This is a genomic window from Ancrocorticia populi (assembly GCF_003123745.1).
GTDB lineage: Bacteria > Actinomycetota > Actinomycetes > Actinomycetales > Actinomycetaceae > Ancrocorticia > Ancrocorticia populi.
Genome location: NZ_QETB01000004.1, coordinates 319,490 through 339,958 on the forward strand (window position 1 = coordinate 319,490; position 20,469 = coordinate 339,958).

The 20,469-nt window shown below is 58.5% G+C and carries 10 protein-coding genes and 1 pseudogene; 2 read left to right on the forward strand and 9 right to left on the reverse strand.

Translation table 11 applies throughout. The features are described 5' to 3' along the window. Positions 1–337 precede the first annotated feature (337 nt). On the forward strand, positions 338–1,570 hold the full coding sequence (locus DD236_RS08565; RefSeq protein ID WP_109093952.1) for an alpha-amylase family glycosyl hydrolase: 1,233 nt from the start codon (positions 338–340) through the stop codon (positions 1,568–1,570). Between the two features lie 2 nt (positions 1,571–1,572). Here DD236_RS08565 and DD236_RS08570 read toward each other — a convergent pair whose 3' ends face one another. The 8 genes and pseudogenes from DD236_RS08570 to DD236_RS08605 all read right to left on the reverse strand — a co-directional run bounded on the left by DD236_RS08570 (position 1,573) and on the right by DD236_RS08605 (position 17,479). Then, positions 1,573–2,553 carry a class C sortase gene (locus tag DD236_RS08570; RefSeq protein ID WP_109093953.1) on the reverse strand — a complete coding sequence of 327 codons (981 nt, stop codon included), beginning with the start codon at positions 2,551–2,553 and terminating at the stop codon, positions 1,573–1,575. A gap of 110 nt (positions 2,554–2,663) precedes the next feature. Then, a complete protein-coding gene (locus tag DD236_RS08575; protein WP_109093954.1) occupies positions 2,664–4,163 on the reverse strand; it encodes a SpaH/EbpB family LPXTG-anchored major pilin in 1,500 nt (499 codons plus the stop codon). Positions 4,164–4,279: 116 nt separating this feature from the next. After that, the gene (locus DD236_RS08580; protein WP_165819873.1) at positions 4,280–6,826 is read right to left on the reverse strand and encodes a SpaA isopeptide-forming pilin-related protein; all 2,547 of its coding nucleotides are present in this window, start codon (positions 6,824–6,826) and stop codon (positions 4,280–4,282) included. Positions 6,827–7,384: 558 nt separating this feature from the next. Continuing rightward, positions 7,385–9,964 carry a LuxR C-terminal-related transcriptional regulator gene (locus DD236_RS08585; protein WP_109093956.1) on the reverse strand — a complete coding sequence of 860 codons (2,580 nt, stop codon included), beginning with the start codon at positions 9,962–9,964 and terminating at the stop codon, positions 7,385–7,387. Between the two features lie 8 nt (positions 9,965–9,972). Continuing rightward, complete coding sequence (locus DD236_RS08590; protein WP_165819874.1) at positions 9,973–12,534, reverse strand: LuxR C-terminal-related transcriptional regulator; 2,562 nt, start codon at positions 12,532–12,534, stop codon at positions 9,973–9,975. A gap of 299 nt (positions 12,535–12,833) precedes the next feature. After that, positions 12,834–14,726, reverse strand: a complete 1,893-nt coding sequence (locus tag DD236_RS08595; protein ID WP_109093958.1) for an ABC transporter ATP-binding protein — start codon at positions 14,724–14,726, stop codon at positions 12,834–12,836. A 185-nt stretch (positions 14,727–14,911) separates the two neighbouring features. After that, positions 14,912–16,256 (reverse strand): annotated as a pseudogene (locus DD236_RS12320) (GntP family permease). Positions 16,257–16,291: 35 nt separating this feature from the next. Then, complete coding sequence (locus DD236_RS08605) at positions 16,292–17,479, reverse strand: glycerate kinase family protein (protein WP_109093959.1); 1,188 nt, start codon at positions 17,477–17,479, stop codon at positions 16,292–16,294. A gap of 142 nt (positions 17,480–17,621) precedes the next feature. On the opposite strand from DD236_RS08605, the gene DD236_RS08610 reads away from it, so the two are divergent. Then, a complete protein-coding gene (locus tag DD236_RS08610) occupies positions 17,622–18,767 on the forward strand; it encodes a methyltransferase domain-containing protein (protein WP_109093960.1) in 1,146 nt (381 codons plus the stop codon). Between the two features lie 101 nt (positions 18,768–18,868). Here DD236_RS08610 and DD236_RS08615 read toward each other — a convergent pair whose 3' ends face one another. Further along, positions 18,869–20,365, reverse strand: a complete 1,497-nt coding sequence (locus DD236_RS08615; RefSeq protein WP_109093961.1) for a dicarboxylate/amino acid:cation symporter — start codon at positions 20,363–20,365, stop codon at positions 18,869–18,871. Between the last annotated feature and the right edge of the window lie 104 nt (positions 20,366–20,469).

Here is a 20,469-nt window from a genome sequence, read left to right on the forward strand (position 1 = left end):
CAACCTGCTAGATGTGAGCAGGCGCACTCCAGACTTTACGATATACCTCCCCCACTGCGCACTATAAATGTCATATTGGAAGAATACAGATTCCTAATCTCTAGTAAACATGCCGTTTAGGTGCCCCAAGTATGCACTATTGAATAATACTTTCATGCTTTAATGAACGACGACGGAGCCCCATCCCCGCACTACCCTCCCGCCGCGGGTGGTTACGCACGTCGCTCGCAACAGTCAGATATCTCCCAGAGAATTTGAGTGGACGCCGCTAAGCCCCATAGCGCACCCCAGCCCGTTAGGATGGCCGTTAAGACCCCGTGCAAAGAATGGAGTATCCGTGTCACTGCTTGATCACACCATTTGGTGGCAGGTGTTCCCGCTCGGCGCTCTCGGCGCCCCGATCAGGGATCGCGATCTCGCCGCGGAGGCCGCCCAGCCAAACCCTCACCGCCTGCGCAAGCTGGACCCGTGGCTGGATTACTTGGTCGAACTGGGTTGCAACGGCCTGCTACTCGGCCCGATCTTCGAATCCGTATCCCACGGATATGACACTCTGGATCACTACGCCATTGACCAACGCCTTGGCACGAACCAAGATTTTGACCATCTCATCGCCGCCTGCCAAGAGCGCGGCATCAACGTGATGCTGGACGGCGTTTTTAACCACGTTGCCGCCTCCCACCCGCGCGTGGCCGAACTCGCCCACCTCGATTCCACCGGCACCCCCCAAACCTGGGAAGGCCACGGCGGCCTCACCAAGCTGGACCACAGCCTTCAGGCCACCCAAGATCTGGTCACAGACGTCATGCTCTACTGGCTGCGCCGCGGCATCGCGGGCTGGCGCCTAGACGTGGCATACGAGGTCCCACCCGAGTTCTGGGCCACGGTCACCGCACGGGTGCGCGAGGAGTTCCAGGATGCCCTGTTCCTCGGCGAGATGATCCACGGCAATTTCGCCACCTTCGTCCACGAAAGCACGTTGGACACCGTGACCCAGTACAACCTCTGGAAGGCCATCTGGAGCTCGATCAAGGAAACGAACTTCTGGGAGCTGGACTGGGCGCTGGCCGGCCACGCCGAATTCTGCGAAATGTTCACCCCGCAAACATTCATCTCGAATCACGATGTTGAGCGTATCGCCACCACCGTGGGTCAGGAAGGCGCGGTGCTCGCCGCCGCCATTCTCCTCACCGTGCCGGGAATGCCCTCGATCTACTACGGGGATGAGCAGGGTTTCACGGGCCGCAAGTTGGATGGTTTTTCCGCCGACGACGAACTCCGCCCTCCTCTTCCTCCCCTCCCCGAGGATTTGGCTCCAGTGGGTAAGGACCTATTCCGCATTTATCAGGCTCTGATCTCCATTCGCAGGCGGCATGGGTGGATGGCGAGGGGAGAAATCTCCGCGGTCAAAAAAACCAACGAGACCATCGAATATACGGTGACCAATCCGGACAGTCCTCGGGAGTTCGTACGCGTAGCTCTCGCGCTGGAGCCGCGGCGGGCCGTACTGATTACGGGGGCAGGCGGCGAGACGCTGTTCGAGTGGGCGGGGCTGGTACCAGCGGCCTGAACCTACTCGGCCGCTGAGATTACCTTTTTCGGACGGGGTTTGGGCGGGTAGCCCAACCTCCAGATCGCAATACCAATAAGGACGATCTCTACGCCGACGATCACCGCCCACCACGGGAATCCGGGAAGATCCGGAACGGCTCCCGCGGCCTCGATGTCAGATTCTGGGGTGGGAGTTACGCGCTCCGCGGTGACAAGAATTCTATGGCTGTTGATGCCGAGGGGTGTGCAAGTCACGAGGGTCACGAGATCGCGATCCGGATCGGCCACGATCTCCTGCGTTTCGGATGGCTCTATCACTTCGGATTCTACAACTTCGTAGGTGAGCACCTGGCTGTAGACGGACACAGTGAAGCGATCTCCAACCTCAGCCTTATCGAGGTTGCTGAACAGCGTGGCTTCGGGCAATCCGCGGTGGGCCGTGAGGACCGAACGTGTGCCGACGCCGCCGACAGGTAGGGAGGTCCCTTCGAGGTGGCCTATTCCTTCACGCAGGGTTTCATCGTCTGTGCCGTGATAGATGGGGAGATCAATATCCAGCGCGTCATATTTCAGGCGCCCCATAAACCCCGTTCCATCAATGTCCAGCAAATCCTGGTAAGCGAGGGTCTCGTTTGCCGAAGAGCCATCACCCACAGGGACATGGCCGTTAGCTTCAAGCACGGCACCACTGGCTAGAGCGGCGTTATAGGCGTGTGCAAGATCCAGCTGTTCCTTCTGGTAGGCCAAATCGGAGTTTGGTGCAACCTCCATGGAACTCAGGCCTAGCTCCGTAACCCGGGACTGTTCCTTCTGAGAGAACCACGAGGCCACTTGCGGATACAGGAAAACGCACGTGCCAGCAAAGATGAGGAGCAGTGCGAACGCCTGCGCCCACGGCATCTTCCACCGCTTCGTCGCGCTGGCACTTTGCCCTGATCCACCAAGATCCTTTGGCGAAGCCCAGTGACGTGCGCCTGGTTCCTTGAGATGAGTCCCGCTCATACCTGTGGTCCTCCCAAGATAGATTGCATGGCTCTGGCGGCAGCACCAAGTGGTACCGCCGCCAGAGCGTTCTGCTAGTCGAAAGGACTAACAACTTTCAGCATTGTTGATCAGCCCTGCGCAGCTTGACGCTTGCGGGTGGTCACAACAGCTCCGGTTCCAACTGCGACCAGAACCAGTCCACCAATAACCATGAGCAGGGTGCCCTGAGCACCGGTCAGAGGTAGATCCGGGCCATCAGTCTGGGTGTTTTTCACAGTCACGTTGGTGGTGGCAGTGGTGCCTGCACTGACGGTGACCGTCTCAACACCAGCACCGGTGTAGCCAGCAGGTGCCTTGGTTTCGTAGAGGCAGTAGGCCTTGGTTGGGTTGGTCAGCGCAGTATCGCTGTTAGCAACAAACAGACCGAGAGGGGAGGAAGCGGGCTCAGTTGCGTCCCACAACACGACACCATCGGAGCCGGACTTTCCAGCGGAGATAACTGTCTGGTTTCCGAGGGTATCCGCACACGCACCGCTGCCCTTAGCGGTCACCTTGAACTCAGCTCCGGCAAGTGTCTTCTCATTCTGGTCAACCTTGGTGACCTTCAGTTGACCCCAGTAGGTGTAAGGCGTCGTTTCGCCAGGCACCTTGCCGCCGTTGAACTCGCTGCCGTAGCCGGGCTCATTACCATCCGAACCTGGGTTGGCGATAACGCCGTTCTCCGTCACCTTGGTGACCGTAGCGGTGAAGACTACCTGAAGGGTTTCGCCAGCCTTGAGCTTTGCAAGCCCTGTATCCGTGAGAGTCCACGTGACGCCGTTCGGATCGATCGTGTAATCGGCGGCATCGAGAGCTGCATCGTTAAGCGTGACCGAGGAGGTTCCGGCGTATGCGAGGCCCTCCGGCAAGACGTCCCAGATAGAGGCGGACTCGTACTTTTCGCCAGCGTTGAGGGCCGGGACAGTCTGGTCAATCGTGTATTCGACAGTGCTGCCAACTACGAGACCGCCCTGCTCAGCATCAGAGTTGATCGTCTTCGTTGGCGCGTCCACTACCTTATTCTTCGGGTAGGCGTGAACATCATAGATCCACGAACCGTCCGAGTGGGGCAGGGGAACCGTCACGTAGAACGGAGCCGACTTGCTAACTACTTCGGAGGGAGCTTTAGTTTCCTGCACGTAGTACAGACCGAGATCCAAATCGTCGAACGTCAACTCACCAGCAGCGTTTGTGGCCTTGGCTGTTCCAGCATCGACGAGGCAGTAGCCATCATCTGACACCGCGCCAGAAGTAGACGGCGCACTCCCGGTTGGGATTCCGTCCCATGCGGCCGAATCCTTCAGATCAATGGCCGTGCAGGTACCTCCGCTTGACTCGCCGAGCTGCCAGATCGTGAACTCGACATCAGCGAGGGGCTTTCCCGAAGCCTCCAGCTCGGTACCGTCTCCGGCAGATCCTTGATTGCCAACGAGCTTGTGAATAGTTAGCGAGCCATCCTTCGGCGCGTCAGGCTGATCTGGACCGACCGTGCCCGCGTCAGCACTAGCGGCAGTGCCGAGGCCGAAGGATCCCAGCGTCACCGCAAGAGCACTCAGCCCCGCGGCAAACCGCTTCTTCGTGTTGCTCATGGTTATTTCCCCGTTTTCCCTTTCGCCCTAGCCTGATTTGGCACAATGGGCTCCCGTGTTGATGCTTTCGGCATGTAACCGAAATTCTTGGTAGTGCTCCGGAATGCTCCAGAGACTCAGCTAGTAGCCTTGCGGCGCTTGATGGCGTAGGCGGTGGCCCCAGCACCCAGCAGCAGGATTCCTCCGCCTGCTATCAGGTAGAAGTCACTGCCAATTCCGCCCGTCAGTGGCAGAACTGGGCCATCACTTGGTTCGTTGACGAAAGCGTCAGCGAACTTGTAATCAAGGTCCTTAGCCGAAATCGTGAACTCGTGCACTGTAGTCGATAACTTGTAACCGGCCGGAGCCTTTGTTTCAACCACTGTGTGCCTGCCCCAGGCGAGGTTATTGATCTTGAACGCTCCTGCCACGGGATCCTTATCGTCTCCAGTGCAGGCGGATGCGTTATCAGCCACGCAATCTTCGACTTTGATCTCTGCCGATTCGCTGCCTTCAGGTCCGGTGATCTTCCACTCCGAACCAGCAAGTGCCTTGCCGTTTTCGTCTACCTTGTTCCAAACAACGGAACCTGGCTGATCTTCATTCACGAATGTGCAGGTGACGTTCTGACTCTTCGCTATCTTGATTGAGCCATCTGTGACGTTCAGTTCTTCGCCATCTGCTTCGCAAGTCAGACTCGTTTGCTTGTAACCGTCCAGATCGGCCTCGCTGAGCGCATAGGTTCCAGGATCCACATCTTGTTTCTCGCCAGACTTAAAGCTGATCGCCTCGTCATCAGAAGGCGTTGCAGCCAAGTTGAAATCGTTAACACCAGCAGGTCCGCCATGTTTGTTGTTGACCTCTTTGACGAGGGTCAACGTTGCAGATGGCTGCAGCCTATTGACGTAACTACAATCCACTTGATCACCGGGAGCGATTCCCTTAAGGTCCGTGGAATCCGGGCCTTCCAGCTCCGTTGTCTTCACAGCGCCGTCTAAACCGGTCACCGTACATTGACCACTCTGGAACTCGTAATCATCCTGCGTCGCTTCGCTGACCTTGATCGTCGCCCGGTCTGTGTACTTGGAGAAGTTCAGGTTCCAAGAGGCATTTCCATCGACATCAGTCTGTTGTGTTGTACTGGCAGGCGATGAGGTCACAGTACCTGTTGTGGCTGTTGCGGACTCACCTACTGTCCATCCCTGTTTAGCAACAGGATTCTTACCCTCCTGATCGGTGACATCCTTGTGGATCGTCACACGAGCAGTCAGTGGCGAGTTTCGGAACACACATTTTACGGCTTCGCCTGTGGTTGGGATGGTGATTGTTCCCGACGTACCGTTGACTTGGTTCAAATTCTGAACTGTGCCATCAAGATGGGTCACCGTGCACTGGTACGCCGAAGCGTAGTTCCTCATGTCCGTCGTGCCAGCTGCGCTTTCACTAAAGCTCAACTCAACATTGCGGACGGTGGGCAAGGGTCCGATCCTCTGCTCCTGAACGCCAATTGCTGAACCCGTAGTTGTTGCATTGCCGATCAGTGCATTGCCCTGCTTTAACTCAAGCTTGAACTGGTCACCAGAATTTACTCGACCACCGATAACTTCCTTCTCGATCTCAATCGTTGGAGGGGAAGAACACGACGCAAGGTCGGTACTGCTGACATCTGTGGTGAAGGTCTGCTTCCCTGTCCAATTGGGCATATTGAAACTTTCGATGGCGCTACTCGCACCTAGGTAAGCCTTACCAGAGGCGTCGAACGCAACGCCGTTGACGTTCGACGTCGTGCTGACTGTTGCAGACTGTGACGACGTAATCGGGGTTCTATCGCTGCCGTTTGCCGCGTCCAGATCGCTCTTGGTGATCGTGAATACCGTTGTTTGGTTATCGACACCTCGAACGATGAAGAGGTTGCCCGCTGAATCGAATGCCATATCACCGTTGTTTGTACCTCTACTGCTGCCCCCAGGCGTGTTGATATAGCCCTTGTATGTGATGCCGTTCGTGCTGGGATTGTATTCCCAGATTCTGAATAGGTTCCCGTTCGAAGAAAAGCCACCAAGATAGAAGCGGCCATTGTCCAGACTCACGGCTCCAGCAACAAACTGAATCGTTCCACCGGAATTATTCGAGTTGACTGACGCTCGAGTTGAGGACCAAGTGCCTGTCGCGGTGTCATACTTCCAGACTGCCGCACTACTGACACTTTTTCCAGAGCTTGTAGACCGCTCGTATGCGTAGACAGAATCGCCACCCGAGCCAATCCCGAGTCCATTGAATGACGAGACGCGGGGAGCAGCAGATCCTAGATTAGTCACACTTCCGTTAGGGCCAACCTGTTGCATCTGGCCGTTTGCACTCAGCGCATAGACATAGCCAGCGGTACACACCGGGGCCTGCACACCCGCATCAAGTGGCTCCGCAGCCATGTGCGACTGCTCGCTACTATCGGACTCATCGTCGCTTGCTTCAGCAGCTGCCGTGTCGGTTTGCTCGGTTAGAGTAGGAGTAATGACCGGCGAAGAATCTCCACCTTCAGATTCCGTTGGTTCCGCTGACTCCGTGGGCTCCACTGATTCCACTGACTCCGTTACTTTCGTTGGAGTGGACGTGGGAGTAGCTTCCTGCGTAACAGAGACCGAATCATCGCCGTCTTCTGCCAGAGAAGCCGGCGCCAAAGCCACGGCGCTAGAACACATCAGCGCCAATGCAGCGATTAGGGACGCCGGGCGTCCGCCCAAGCGCCGCCGCTTGGCCCGCCGCTGCGCGACCGTCTGTGGTCGCGCCGTTGATCTAGAAACGTGCATGGAACCGACGCCCCCAACGAAATCTGACTTCATCTTTGACTGTGTTGCAGCACAGGCAGTACTGAGCCCCCGTTTGGTGGCGTAAATAGCTCAGTAGAGTTGCTGCGCGATTAAGTCAGAATCTAGTTCAGGAAATCATCAGCGAGATGCGATAGCCGCTTTTACCGCCCGGTAATCCACCCGCGTTTAGATATCTTGGCGCCGAAAGGTGGCGGGCAGCACATCAGGGATCAGGCCCTCATAACGCCACAGCGAACACCGCGGCTTTTTGAGGGTTCCTCTTCCTAAAAGCGGGGTCGTTTTTGCGAATCTTGCGCTGACTAGCGCTAAGACAATTGCGACTAGCCACCCAAGCCCCCTGAAATATGTATCGAGGATGGGTTTAACTACCCTTTCCCCACCCCTATAACTACCCAGAGGATAAAGCTCTATAAGCTATATATTCTGATGTGGAACCGAGGATATAAGCCCTAGCATTTGCCCACGTAGAACTGCCTCATTGCGGTTCGATACCTGAAGCTTGCGGTAGATGCTGCGGAGGTGGAATTTTAGCGTATTGATGGAGATGTACAGAGTGCCCGCGGTTTCCTCAAGTGACTTACCGGCGGAAAGCCCCGCGAGCGAGCGCAGTTCCGCCTTGCTGAGCGCCTCGTATTGGAGGCACCGGAGGTTCTGAGGCACCGCGCACACCCATTCGTAGATGGCTTCGGCACCGGCACTGCGGGTGAATTCAGCCAATGCAAGCAACGGAGCGTATGGAACCCACGTGAGTGAGTTAAACCCAGCCGTGTCACGCATCCGGCGCTGCACCTCGAGGAATACTTCAGCCGCCGCATCACGCTGCTCCATTTGCCAGAGTGCGATGGCCGCCAATAAGTGGCGATCCAACTGCAAGCCAGGGATCAGGCTTTCCCCTTCGTGTATTCCTAGCTCAACCACGGCAGCGCGCGCGTTTCCTTGGAACAGGTTTATCCGCGCCACTGAAAGGTGTTTGGCCGGGCTATTCTCGGGTAGCCCGGCCAACTGCCGCTTTGCACCAGCAACGTCGCCTATCACGGTTAACAGATCCGCGGTGTAACGCTGGAGCCGGCGGCGAAAGGCACTCGTTTCCGCCTTGCGATCGGGCCAGTAGCGCAAACGGTGAAGGAGTTGCCGGGAGGCATGAATGTCCCCATTTAGCCGCCGATCCACTTCCGCCTCGGCGATGAGAAGAAACGGGTAGCTGACTGCTCGATTCAAAGAGTCCATAACCTCGCCGGATACAGGCTGAAGCTCACTCTCGGGCCGCCACCCGGAGGTGGATAGGGGGCCGATTAGCGCTTCCATCTGGACATCCACATCCGCGATGTCTAGCGGCCCGCTTCCGCCGCTGTCCAACCAAGAAGTCTCGAGTTCTCGGCACTCCGTTAGGTGCTCTTGCGCATCCGCGAGCTTCCCAAGGCAGTAATCAACCAGAGCTAACCCCCGATGGGCGCGGACCTTCAAGGGCAGGACATCGCTTCGCTCGGCCAGTTGCAGGCTGGCCCTATAATCGTGTTCAGCAGTGGTGTATTCACCAGCCGCGGCACAACTGAATCCAGTGAGCGAGCGTACGAGGGCGCGCAGCTCCCTCTGCCCAGGCAGCCTGCCATCACCCAGCTGATTCAATCGCCGATCCAGATCTTGGGCCATTCGGTAGGCGGCATCAACGTTTCCCAGCATGACGTCCGCGGACATAAGTGAACACGCCATATAGAGCATCGAATCGGTATCGCTACCATTGAGCAATCGCGCCATCATGACCCGGCGCTCTTGCATGCGCTCCCAACGCAGATCCGTGCTGATCGCGGTATCACTCTGATCCACGAAGAGCCGCAATCCGTCCAGAGCAACAAAGGTATTGGTGGCATCTGGCGATACGGTGTTCAGTGCTGTCCTAGTTGCACCGACGTCCGTCAGCAGGCCGATGAAGTTCCGGCGCGCAAGTTGCTCCGCTGCCTCGAAATCCTCGAGATCCAGCAGCACCTTGAAGGCTTGGATCGGATTGTCGGGCTCAATGTCGCGGGCGTAGAGGCCGCGTAAGCTCGCAATCTCAGCATCGGTGAAAGAGCTTCTTGCCTGCCGCCCAATAGCTAGCGCAACGCCACGCTCGCATCCGTAGCGATCTCCATCGTGAGTGGAGAGTTTCACGATGAGGCCTAGCCTCTCAAGGCTGGAGCATGCCTCCTGAGCCGAAAGCGGGTTGGCTCCGGGGTGGTTCAAAAGATACTCATTCACCGCCGTCACGCTTATTCCTGGGCAGAGTGCGATAACCGAAAGTACCTCTGCGGTTCCCTGTTCCACGGCGGTACCTACCTGTTGCGCTACCAAGGAAGCAAGCGTCTTGAGAGGATCGTCCGGGGACCCGCAGGCCGAGGTAACTGCGATGGGCCACCCGGCAACGGCTTCGGCAAACTCGGATATTCGGGCCACGGAACGGTTATGAAGACGCGCCAGTTCACCCGCTTCGGGTCCAGTGAAGGCGAGCTCATCAGCCGTTATTGTCCGCGTTGTGTACCGGCTGGTTACCAGTGGGCCAGCCAGCGAGGCCAGCCTCCGCCCACTAATCACAAGATTTAGGTAGAGCGACGAATCCAGTAAACCCGCTAGCTTGAAGTCCAGCGAAGGGGACGTTGCGTTTTCATAGTTATCTATAACGACGACGACTTCCCTTTCCAACTCCGACAAATAATCACTTATGGCCTGCGGTGTTGGCTTCACAGCTGAATCGCTGCTGAGATCGAGGCAGAGTGATCGGCAAAGGAGCCTCCATAAATCAGATTTGCTCACGGGGTGCTCACCCAGCGTGAGCCAGAATGTGGCGATCCTCTGGTTCTCCCACTGTCTGGCCCACTCGGACAGAAGAGTACTCTTGCCGAAGCCTGCCGGCGCAGCCAATAGGGTAAGTGGAACCAGCTCTTGAGACAGCAGGCGGGGGCGAGTGATTAGACTACTTCGCACCGGTACCGGCCGGAACAGCACCCAACCATCAGACATTAGTTGCCTCAGACTCTGGCTTTGCGTGCGGAGTAGTTGATCAGCCCCAGTGTATAGGCGCGTTGAATCGCCTCGTTTCGGCGGGAGACTTGGAGCTTCTTGTAGATGCTCCGAAGATGGAACTTCAGCGTATTAATAGATATGAAGAGAGCATCGGCTGTGGCCTCAAGTGACTCCCCATTCGCTAGTTCTTCGAGAGAACGCAGCTCCGCACGGCTCAGGTGTCCAAATTGTTTGCTGCGAAGAGTCTCCGGCATGGTGATAACCATCTTGTAAAGGGCATCCACGCCTTGATCCCGCATGTGCTCGGCCAGTTCAAGTAAGGCGGAATAGGGCACCCATATCAGTGCGCTATATCCAGATACTTGCTCCATTTGCCGGAGGGCATCGCTCGCGGCCATCATGGCTTCAGCTTCCAATCCCTGCTGCCACAACGTGAGTGCCAAGAGGATAGTTTGCTCCGACTTCTGGCGGGGGATCAAATCATCAGGATCACAGGATTGCAGTTCCTTGAGTGCCTTTTGTCCTTCTCCCTGAAACAGGTACATGCGCGCCAGAGCGGTGTTCGTTCCCGCGTCCGAATCGGGCATGGCGTCTATTATCTTGCGAGAGCCCTCAAGGTCACCTGCAACGGCCATCAGCTTTGCCATGTACCGCCGCAGCATCAAAGCGTACGCGTCCGACGCCTCCTCGAAAGCTGGCCACATCCGAATCCGATGTTTGAGCAGCCGCAGGGCGTGTTCGCCTCCATTGAGCCGCCGGTCTCCCTCAGCTTCAGTAATGAGCAACATCGGGTATGAGACGGTCCAGACATCAGACCTAACGAGCTCCGGAGATACTGGCTGTGCTTCCATGCTTTCTCCCCAGCCAGTGAAGGCCGTATAGAGCATGAGGGTCTCGGCAATATACATGTCGGGCATCACGATGGAACGATCCTCGCTGTTATCTCCCCAAGCTTCCTGCAAGCCGCGCAGTTGATCGTGATAGTAATGAGCGCGCTTGGCGTTGCCTATGCAGTCATGAATAAGAATCAAACCGCGGAGCGCCCTCATGTGCATAAATGGGTTCCCCGCCCGCTTAGCTAGTTCCAGTGCGTGGAGATTGTTCTCCTCAGCGATCTCAAAATCGCCGCAAGCAGTTGCGGCATAGGCGATCAGAGTCCGCAGCAACGCACTCATCGCTAACTGCTCCGATGCGCCACTCTCCGCGAGGTTAGACATCCGACGGTCCAAATCGCGGGCCAGTTGACCGGCCTCAGCAACGTTTCCAAGCATCGCTTCGGCCGACATCAGCGAAGCCTCCGCAATGAGCACACCACCAGGATCATCGCTATTAAGGAGTCCCCGCATTGAAATACGGCGGCGTGCCATGCGTTCGCGCTTGAGCTCCCACCCGAGCCTTGGGTCCTCTTGATCGATCATGAACCGAAGCCCATCCAACGCCGCATAGTTCTCCGTCACCCGGTCCGGCACACCGTCAAAGACCTCCCGCATCTTCTCAGTATCAAGAATTAGCTGCACAAAATGCCGCCGTGCAACCTGCTCCGCCTCGTGGATTGCGTCAAGCGCGAGCCAAGTCCGGAGGGATGAAATTGCATCGCGATCCTCAACATTTGCCGCATAAGTCCGCAGAAGGAGCTGCCGCTCCGACTGCGAGAAGTACTCTTCTGCCACCTTGATAAGAAGCTGTTTGAGGCCTAGATGACATGTGTACCTCGCCGCATCGGGAGTAGTGAGTTTAATGAGAAGGCCCTGATCTTCCAGCGCATCACACACATCGCGTAGGCTCGCGTCCATGGCGCGGATCGCCTGCGGGGACGCCTCACCTCCACCGCATTCGATGATCGCAAGCGCACGCCGGCTGATCCCTGGACACAGGGCGATCTCCAGAAGGATCTTAAGGCCTGCACCCTCACCCGCCCATGCGAGGTACTCCGCTACGATTGCGGACATTTTTTCGCTGGCAGGCCCGCTGCTGGCGCATGCTACTTGAATCGGAAGCGGCCAGCCGCCCACAGATTGCCCAAAGTTCTCGATTCCACCACTTGAGTCACGGCGATAAACTTGAGCGAGCTCCCTCATCTCCTCTGACGTGAAGGAGAGATCAGCCGCCGTCATGATTGATGCAGCGTACTGGCTTGTCACAAGCGGGCTCATCATTGTGCTCGATCTGCGGCCGCTCACCACTAGCTGTACGAACGGCGAACAGTCGAGCAACTGCATCAACTCAATATCCAGAGACGGCTTTGTCGCGTACTCAAAATTGTCGATAACAATTATCAATGGTTCCGTCAGCGCGGAGAGGAACCCAGAAATATCCTCCATGGTTTGGAGGGAATCTTCGTCTTCACGAATGCCGAGGGCCGACGCTAGCAATCCCCAAAACTCATCTTCCGACACATACTCGCCAGAAAGGACAAGCCACACGGATTTCAATGACCGGGCCTGCCACTTCTCTTCCCACTGGGAGAGGAGCACACTCTTGCCGTAGCCCGCAGGCGCCTGAAGTACTGTCAGCGGCGTGCCGTCCTGATGGTTCAATCGTGGCCGATCAAGAGTCTCAAATCGCATCACTGGACGCCGGAATTGAGCAAGATTCCGGCGTTCAAGCTGAAAGCTCCGAACACCGCCCACGGCCCCGTCCCTCTCCATACAATCGCCCGGGCCACGGCACGCTCGGTGGGCACCGGCTGTAAGGGCTCACTGAGAGTTGCGTGAATTATATTGTTCTCAATGAGCCCAATTTCAGAGTACCTTCAGCTTCAACTATTAATCGGGGCCAACAGGGTATACCACCCCCTAAACCACCCCTAAAAACCACGAATATTCCGTGATTTAGACCCGGTACCTCCCGGAAACCACCCGAAAATCTAGTGTTCGATCTCGTAACGCTTCAGGCTCTTCTTTGCCTTCTTCGTCCCCTCGTTCTGGAGTGCAAGCAAGGTGGCGTAGATTCCGTCGGTTTGGGCCAGCTCAGCAGGCGTTCCTACCTCATCGATACGCCCGTCCTTGAGCGTGATGATTCTGTCTACGGTGGCAATCGTGGAGAGCCTATGGGCGATGATGAGGCTGGTGCGATCTTCCATCAGCGATTCGAGGCCGGCTTGAACCTGACGTTCGGAGCGCGTGTCCAGCGCCGATGTGGCCTCATCCAGCACCAAGATCTGGGCATCCTTCAAGATGGCGCGGGCCACCGAGATCCGCTGCTTCTGACCACCCGACAGCTTGAGGCCGCGTTCACCGATCAAGGTGTCATAACCAGAGTGGAAGCCCTCGATAAACTTCCGTGCGTTGGCGCGCTTCGCCGCGGCCACGATTTCTTCCTCAGTTGCCTGCGGGCGGGCGTAGGAAATGTTCTCGCGGATCGTTCCCGAGAACAACGCGGCGTCCTGAAACACCACCCCGATTTCCTCGCGCAGGTCTCCCACATGCATGTTCGAGACATCCCGCCCGAACACGCGAATCTCACCCGATCGCGGCGCGTAGAGCCCCATGAGCAACGATGTGAGCGTGGTCTTCCCGCCGCCGGATTCACCCACGAAAGCGACGCGCTCACCCCGACTAATCGTGAAGCTCACGTCAGAAAGAACGTCGGGATCATCGTCATACCCGAACGTGACGTGCTCAAACGAAACCGCGACATCCCCGGCAGCCTCCTCACGGATCTCCACGGAACTTGGCGAGGTGGGGTGCGAAGGTTGGGATTCGTCGTCGTCGGAAATTAAATCCACCAACTCGTCCGGCACACCCTCGGAACTCATCGAGTCCGCGAGCGCCGGACGGCGGGAGGGAACGAGCGCCATCACATCGAAGTAATCCTTCGAACCAGCGATTGCGTGCTGGGCCGTATCCACGATGTAGCTCATCGACTGGATCGGCTGGCGCGCCAGCGCAATCAGCTGAATAAGCAGGACCATATCGCCCACGCTGAAGTTGCCGCGAGCCGTGTTCACGAAGATGATCGCGTAGATCGCGAAGAAGATGAGGGACATGAACGCGCGTCGGATGAAATCCATCCAATGCCAATGCCTGGACTGATCACGCGTGACATCAACCGTCTTCACGTATCGATGGGAGAAAATCTTCAGCTCGCGCAGCTCCTGGACGAAGGATTTCACCACGCGGATCTGTCCGACCACCTCTGTGAAACGGCCGCCTGCCAGATCGATCTCCTCGTTCTTTTCACCTTCGAGGCGCTGCCAACGCTTGGACGTCAGCGCTGTGAGCCAGAGGTACACCGGGAACACGATCGCCAGGAGAAGGGCGAGCCACGGGGAATAGATCGCCGAGACGATCAGGACCGCTACAACCGTCATGAGGGTGGTAAAGAAGCTGTTTGCGAAGGACTTTGCGAAGTTAATGACCTCCGCGATCGAGCGGTTCAGGCGGGAGGTGATCGTGCCCGTGAGCTCGGAATCAAAGTAGCCCTGCGGGAGGGTCAGCAACTTCTCGTAGTAACGCACCGAGAGAATGGCCCGCATCTTTTGGCTCATCACATCGCCGAAGTACCCGCCGATCGAGGAAGTGACCGTGGACAAGACATCAATCGCGAGGAATGCTGCCGCTAGCCAGAGGGCCGTTGTGACAGCCTGACCAACCGGGGTGTTACCGTTCGCAGCCGCTACCGCGGTGTCCGTGGCCTGGCCGATAATGAACGGCACCACGATGTTGGCAGCCGTCACGAATATCGACGTCACTAGGATAATCACGTAGTACGGCGTCAGCTTCTTGGTGAAGGCCATAATCCGGCCCAGCTGCTTCATGCGTCCCCTCTCCCCATTACGGCGTGCCGCTTGTGGCGGTTGCAGCCAGTTGTACCGGCCACGTACGCCAATAGCTCCCGGCCAGCCTACTCGGAATCACTTGGGCATGCCGCGGGGCAGGTCACCTTTAGGGTGTGGGAAGGGGCTTCGCCGGCGGAAGGGCGAAGTATGAGCCGATCGCCCGCCTACAAAACGACCAAGCCAATAATCCAAATGGTCACGAAGGCAGCCACTCCCTCGATGCCGGAAGCCACCGTGAGCGTGCGGTAAGCAACGCCCACGGGTAGGCGCGACAGCCGCGAAACCACCCAGAAGAAGGAATCGTTGGCGTGGGAAACCACCATCGCGCCAGCGCCGATTGCCAGCACGGTCAGGACCATGCCAATATCGGAACCAAGCCCCATCGAATCGAGCAGCGGCGCGAGGATGGCCGAGGTGGTCACAAGGGCCACGGTGGAGGAACCTTGAGCCGTCTTGAGGGCCGCGGAGATCAGGAACGGCACAAGCAGCCCTAGCCCGAGCGAGCTCAGCGAGTCCGCCAGAATGTCCGTGAGGGCCGAGGCACCGAGGATCCCGCCGAACGCCGCGCCAGCACCGGTGATGAAGATGATCGGGCCAGCGATCTCAATCGCGCTGGTGATTTCCGAGTTGAACTGCTCCAACTTGCCCTTGCCACGCAGGAGAGCCACGGCCACCGCGAGGCCGATAAACAGGGCCACGAGCGGCGTGCCGAAGAAGGCGATCAGATCGGTGGCGGTTCCCTCGCCGAACGGATGACTCGGCAGGTTCGCGATCGAGGAAACACAAATCAAAAGAAGCGGGACCACGATCGGCAGGAACGAGGCACCGGCGGAAGGGAGCTTGCCGTAGCTGGCCCGGAGTTCTTCGTATGTTTTATTGTCCAGATCGTCGTCAGTGGTGGGCCGCAGGAGCTCCAAGTCCGAGTGCGTGAAGCGCTGGGCGTACAGCAGGCCAGCGAACGCCGCCACCAGCGATACCGGCAGGCCCACTGCGATGAGGAAACCGAGATTATGCGAGATCCCGATATTCTCGGCCGCTGCGAGCGGGCCGGGTGTGGGTGGCGTACAGGCCGGTCATCAGCGCGATCGCGGTGCCGATCGGGGAAACGCCCGTGCGCTTCGTGATCGCCTTACGCAGCGAATTGAGAATCACGTACCCCGAATCGCAGAACACTGGGATAGACACGAGCCAGCCTACAAGCGACATCGTCAGATTCGGGAACTTCGGCCCCAGAACACGCACCAGGAAATCGGCCATAGAGATCGCTGCTCCCGAGCGCTCCAAGATGCCACCCAGCATCGTCCCCACAAGGATCACGAGGCCGATATTGCCGATCGTCCCGCCGAATCCTTCGCCTATCGCCGTTGTCACCTCTGCCATCGGCACGCCGTATGCGAACGCTGCGATGAACGCTGCACCGATCAGAGCGAGGAACGGATTGATCTTCCATTTCGCCGTGACCAGCACGATGCCGATCACGAGTAGCAGCAACACAATAATCTCGTACATGAGCTCTCCTTTGAGGTGTTGGGTGGATTGGTGTTTTAGCGGGCGCCCGTCCCAAAGCCTCGACGCAATCCCGGGTGGAAATAGATACGGGCTACTTGGTACGCGGCTAGTTCTACATACTCCGCGGTACGAGGTGCGATTTCTTTTAACGACGACGGCCCCCGACAAATCGTGAACGCCGCCGTCACACCACTGCGCTCAAGATCCTCGGGCGTGACGCCAACCTCGCCGGCGAGCACAACGAGTGGAGTATCAGCTGACGTGAGCTGGCGGACTCCATAGATCACCTTGCCGTCAATGGATTGGCTATCAAACCGGCCCTCGCCGGTCAGAACCAAATCGGCTTCACCCACAATGGCCGTCGCCCCTAACACTTCGGAGACCATCTGCCAGCCCGGCTCGAGTTCCACCGTGAAGAAAGCATGGAGGAGAGCCGCGATGCCTCCTGCGGCGCCTAATCCCGGGATGTCCTCAGTGGGCTTGCCGCCAGCCGCCTCCGCGGCCCGGGCCAACGTGGCGAGACCTTCATCGAGAACCTCAACGTCCTCTGGCGTTGCTCCCTTTTGCGGGCCGAACACCGCGGCAGCTCCGTGGGGGCCGGTCAGAGGATTTGTGACGTCCGCGGCGATCTTCCACGTGATCTTGTAGGCTCGCGGGTCCAAATTGGTGAGGTCGATACGATCGAGCTGACTGAGCGCACCTCCCCCGTCTGGGAGCTCGGCACCCTCGGAATCAAGGAAGCGCATTCCGAGCTGGCGGAGCATACCCGTACCGCCATCCGTGGTGGCCGATCCCCCAGCGGTCAGGAGGATTTGCTCGGCGCCGTCATCGAGAGCCTTGCGAACGATCTCACCAACTCCTCGGGTCGTTGCCTGACGAGGCCGGAGTGGTTTGTCCGATACGGCATCAAGGCCGTTGGCCTGTGCCGCCTTGATCAGGCCGGTCTTCCCATCCGGCGAAATGCCGTAGCTGGATGTGATTGGCCGCCCGAGGGAGTCGGTTGCTTCGCACTCTCGTGGGCTTGTGCCCCACGCATCGAGTATCGCTTCGAGAGTCCCCTCGCCCCCGTCCGCAAACGGCAGCTCGTTGACTTGGACTAAAGCACCGGAATCGCTTGCCGCTCGCTCAATACCGCGCCGCATCGCACTTGCGATAGCCCGCGCGGACAGTGTTCCTTTGAAGGAATCCGGAACCACCACAACATTGTGTACGCCATCATGCATGCCACGAGCCTATGTGATGGGGCGGCACGCCGCCATAGGAATCGCCGCCTTGGCCCGGCCGCGCCCTTCTGCTCACTCGCACTTCGCACGTCCCCGCTCCCCACGTATGCTCGGCCAGATCCCACGCAGGTAGGCTTATCCCATGCAGTGCGACTATTTCGATGCTGGTGTGTGCCACTCGTGCACATTCATGGGCGAACCCTACGAGGATCAGCTCGCACGCAAGCAGCGCCAGGTCGCATCGCTCCTGAGCGATTGGCCTGATCTCGTGTGGGAGCCGGCGTTCGGCTCACGGCAGTCCCATTTCCGGAACAAGGCGAAGCTGGTGGTTGGCGGGACGGCGGACAAACCGACGCTAGGGATCCTCGACTCACACATGCGCGGCGTGGACCTACGCCAGTGTGGCCTGTACGAACCGTGCCTGGCTGCCAGCTTTGAGACGCTTGCCCAGTTTGTCCAGCGCGCGAGGATCACCCCGTTTGACGTGGCCACCGGCCGTGGCGAGTTGAAGAACATTTTGGCAACGACGTCACCCTCCGGCACCCTCATGCTCCGCTTCGTGTTGCGCTCAACCGAGGCCCTCCCCCGAATCCGCAAGAATCTTGGCTGGCTTCAGGAGGAGCTACCGCAGGCGGCAGTAATAACTGCCAATCTTCTCCCGGAGCGCAAGGCCGTCCCCGAGGGGCGGGAAGAAATCGTGCTGACGGATCAGGACTCCCTACCGATGCAGCTGGATGACGTCACGCTTTTCTTGCGCCCACAGTCCTTCTTCCAGACGAACACCCCGGTTGCCAAAGCCCTATATGGCCAGGCCCGCGATTGGGTCAACTCTCTTGCGAACACGGTGGGTATCGCACCCCTTCACATCTGGGATCTGTACTGCGGCGTGGGCGGGTTTGCACTGAACGTCGCCGGTTCGGGACGCGACGTCCTTGGCGTGGAGATCAGCGAACAGGCAGTGGAAAGCGCAAGGCTCGGTGCGGCCACAGCTCCCGAAAACGCCACAGTACGGTTCATGGTCGGAGACGCGAACGCTGCAGCACGCGCGGAGGGGAGCTCGCTTGATATCCTCATCGTTAACCCACCGCGCCGCGGAATCGGTGCGCTGTCAGATTGGATCGAGAAATCGGACGCGCGCTGGCTCATATATTCAAGCTGCAACGCGAACACACTCGCGAAAGACCTTACGGCGATGCCGAGTTACCAGCCCCACGCCGCCCGACTCTTCGATATGTTCCCTCAAACCTCTCACAGCGAGACCATGGTGCTCGCTCAACGCATGCGGTAACACGCTCAACTCTCCAAGCACTCATGCAACAGGGCGGGTGCATCCCGCATTGGAATGCACCTGCCCTTATATTCACGCCAAAAGCCTAGGCCGCTGACGTCCTACTTAGGGCACGCCTCCCCGGAGGTATCAATGGAGATAAATCCCGTTGCCGCGGGCTCGCGATCAGCCTCCGGCTCCTGCGCTCCGGTCTGAGAGGAGGTTTGGGGTTCGGGGTGGGCAACGTCGTCGCTGGCAAAAAGACTCTCAGCCGTAGCCGAATCGTACTGGCCCTGATCCAAAATCCCCTCGCGCTTGGACACGATCACCGGAACCAGCGCCTGGCCGGCAACGTTCACGGCGGTGCGGCCCATATCGAGGATTGGATCGATCGCAAGCAGGAGGCCAACGCCTTCGAGGGGCAGGCCCAGAGTGGACAGGGTAAGGGTGAGCATCACGACCGCGCCCGTCATGCCAGCGGTGGCGGTTGAACCGATCACCGAGACGAACGCGATGAGCAGGTAATCGGTGATATCAAGGTTCACCCCGAAGAACTGCGCCACGAAGATCGCGGAGATAGCGGGGTAAATGGATGCGCAGCCGTCCATCTTGGTGGTAGCGCCCAACGGTACGGCGAATCCGGCATATGAGGATGGGACGCCGAGGTTACGGCTGGTGACGCGCTCGGTCACGGGCATCGTCCCGATTGAGGAGCGGGAGACGAAACCGAGCTGAATCGCCGGCCAGGCGCCCCGGAAGTAGCGGCTGACGGACAGGCCGTTGACTCGCAGCAGAATCGGATACACCACGAACAACACGAGCGCTAGCCCGATGTAAACCGCCGCGGCGAACCATGCGAGCGAGGAGAGCGATCCCCACCCGTAATCCGCGATCGCGTAGCCGATCAGCCCAACGGTGCCCAGCGGCGCCAGCCGAATGATCCACCACAGAACCTTCTGAACAATCGCCAGGAGGGAGGCGTTGAATGTCAGGAACGGTTCGGCTTTGCCCCCCACCTTGAGCGCCGCGATGCCGATCGCCAGCGAGATCACGATGATCTGGAGGACGTTGGGGCTCAGCGACCCGGTGGCACCCGTGATCAAGCCATCCGCGTCCGTCACGGTCTCCACGCCAACTCCCGTGCCAAGGAAGTTCGCCGGAATGATCCCATTGAGGAAGTCCAGCCACGATCCGCTACTCCCCGGATCGGCCGCGGCATCAATCGTCACCCCCGTGTTGGCACCGGGCTTGAGAACAACGCCCAGCACAATACCTATCACCACAGCAATGAGCGCCGTAATCGCAAACCAAATAAGCGTCTTCGCGGCCAGCCGCGCACCATTGGCCACGCCACGAAGATTCGCAACAGACGCCACAACCGCGGTAAACACCAGCGGCGGCACCACGGCCTTCAGCAAGGTGACAAATGCCGTCCCGATCGTATCGAGCGTGGTGGTGAGCCAATTGGGCTCTTCAGCACCTTCCGCGCCCACCGGCCCAATCGACAGCGCGAGCCAGCCCAGCAGCACGCCCGCCACCAGACCAATAATCACCTGCACAGAAAACGACGGCAGCCTCAGCCGACGCTTCTCTACAGTTTCCTTTGTTTTTTCAGACATGAGTATCCTTCAGTGGATTTTTGTTCGGGACAGCGACGAACGGCAGTGCTTTCGCGCGTCATTTTCCTAGATCTTGCGCTATCAGCGCGGGTTGGCCGAGTATT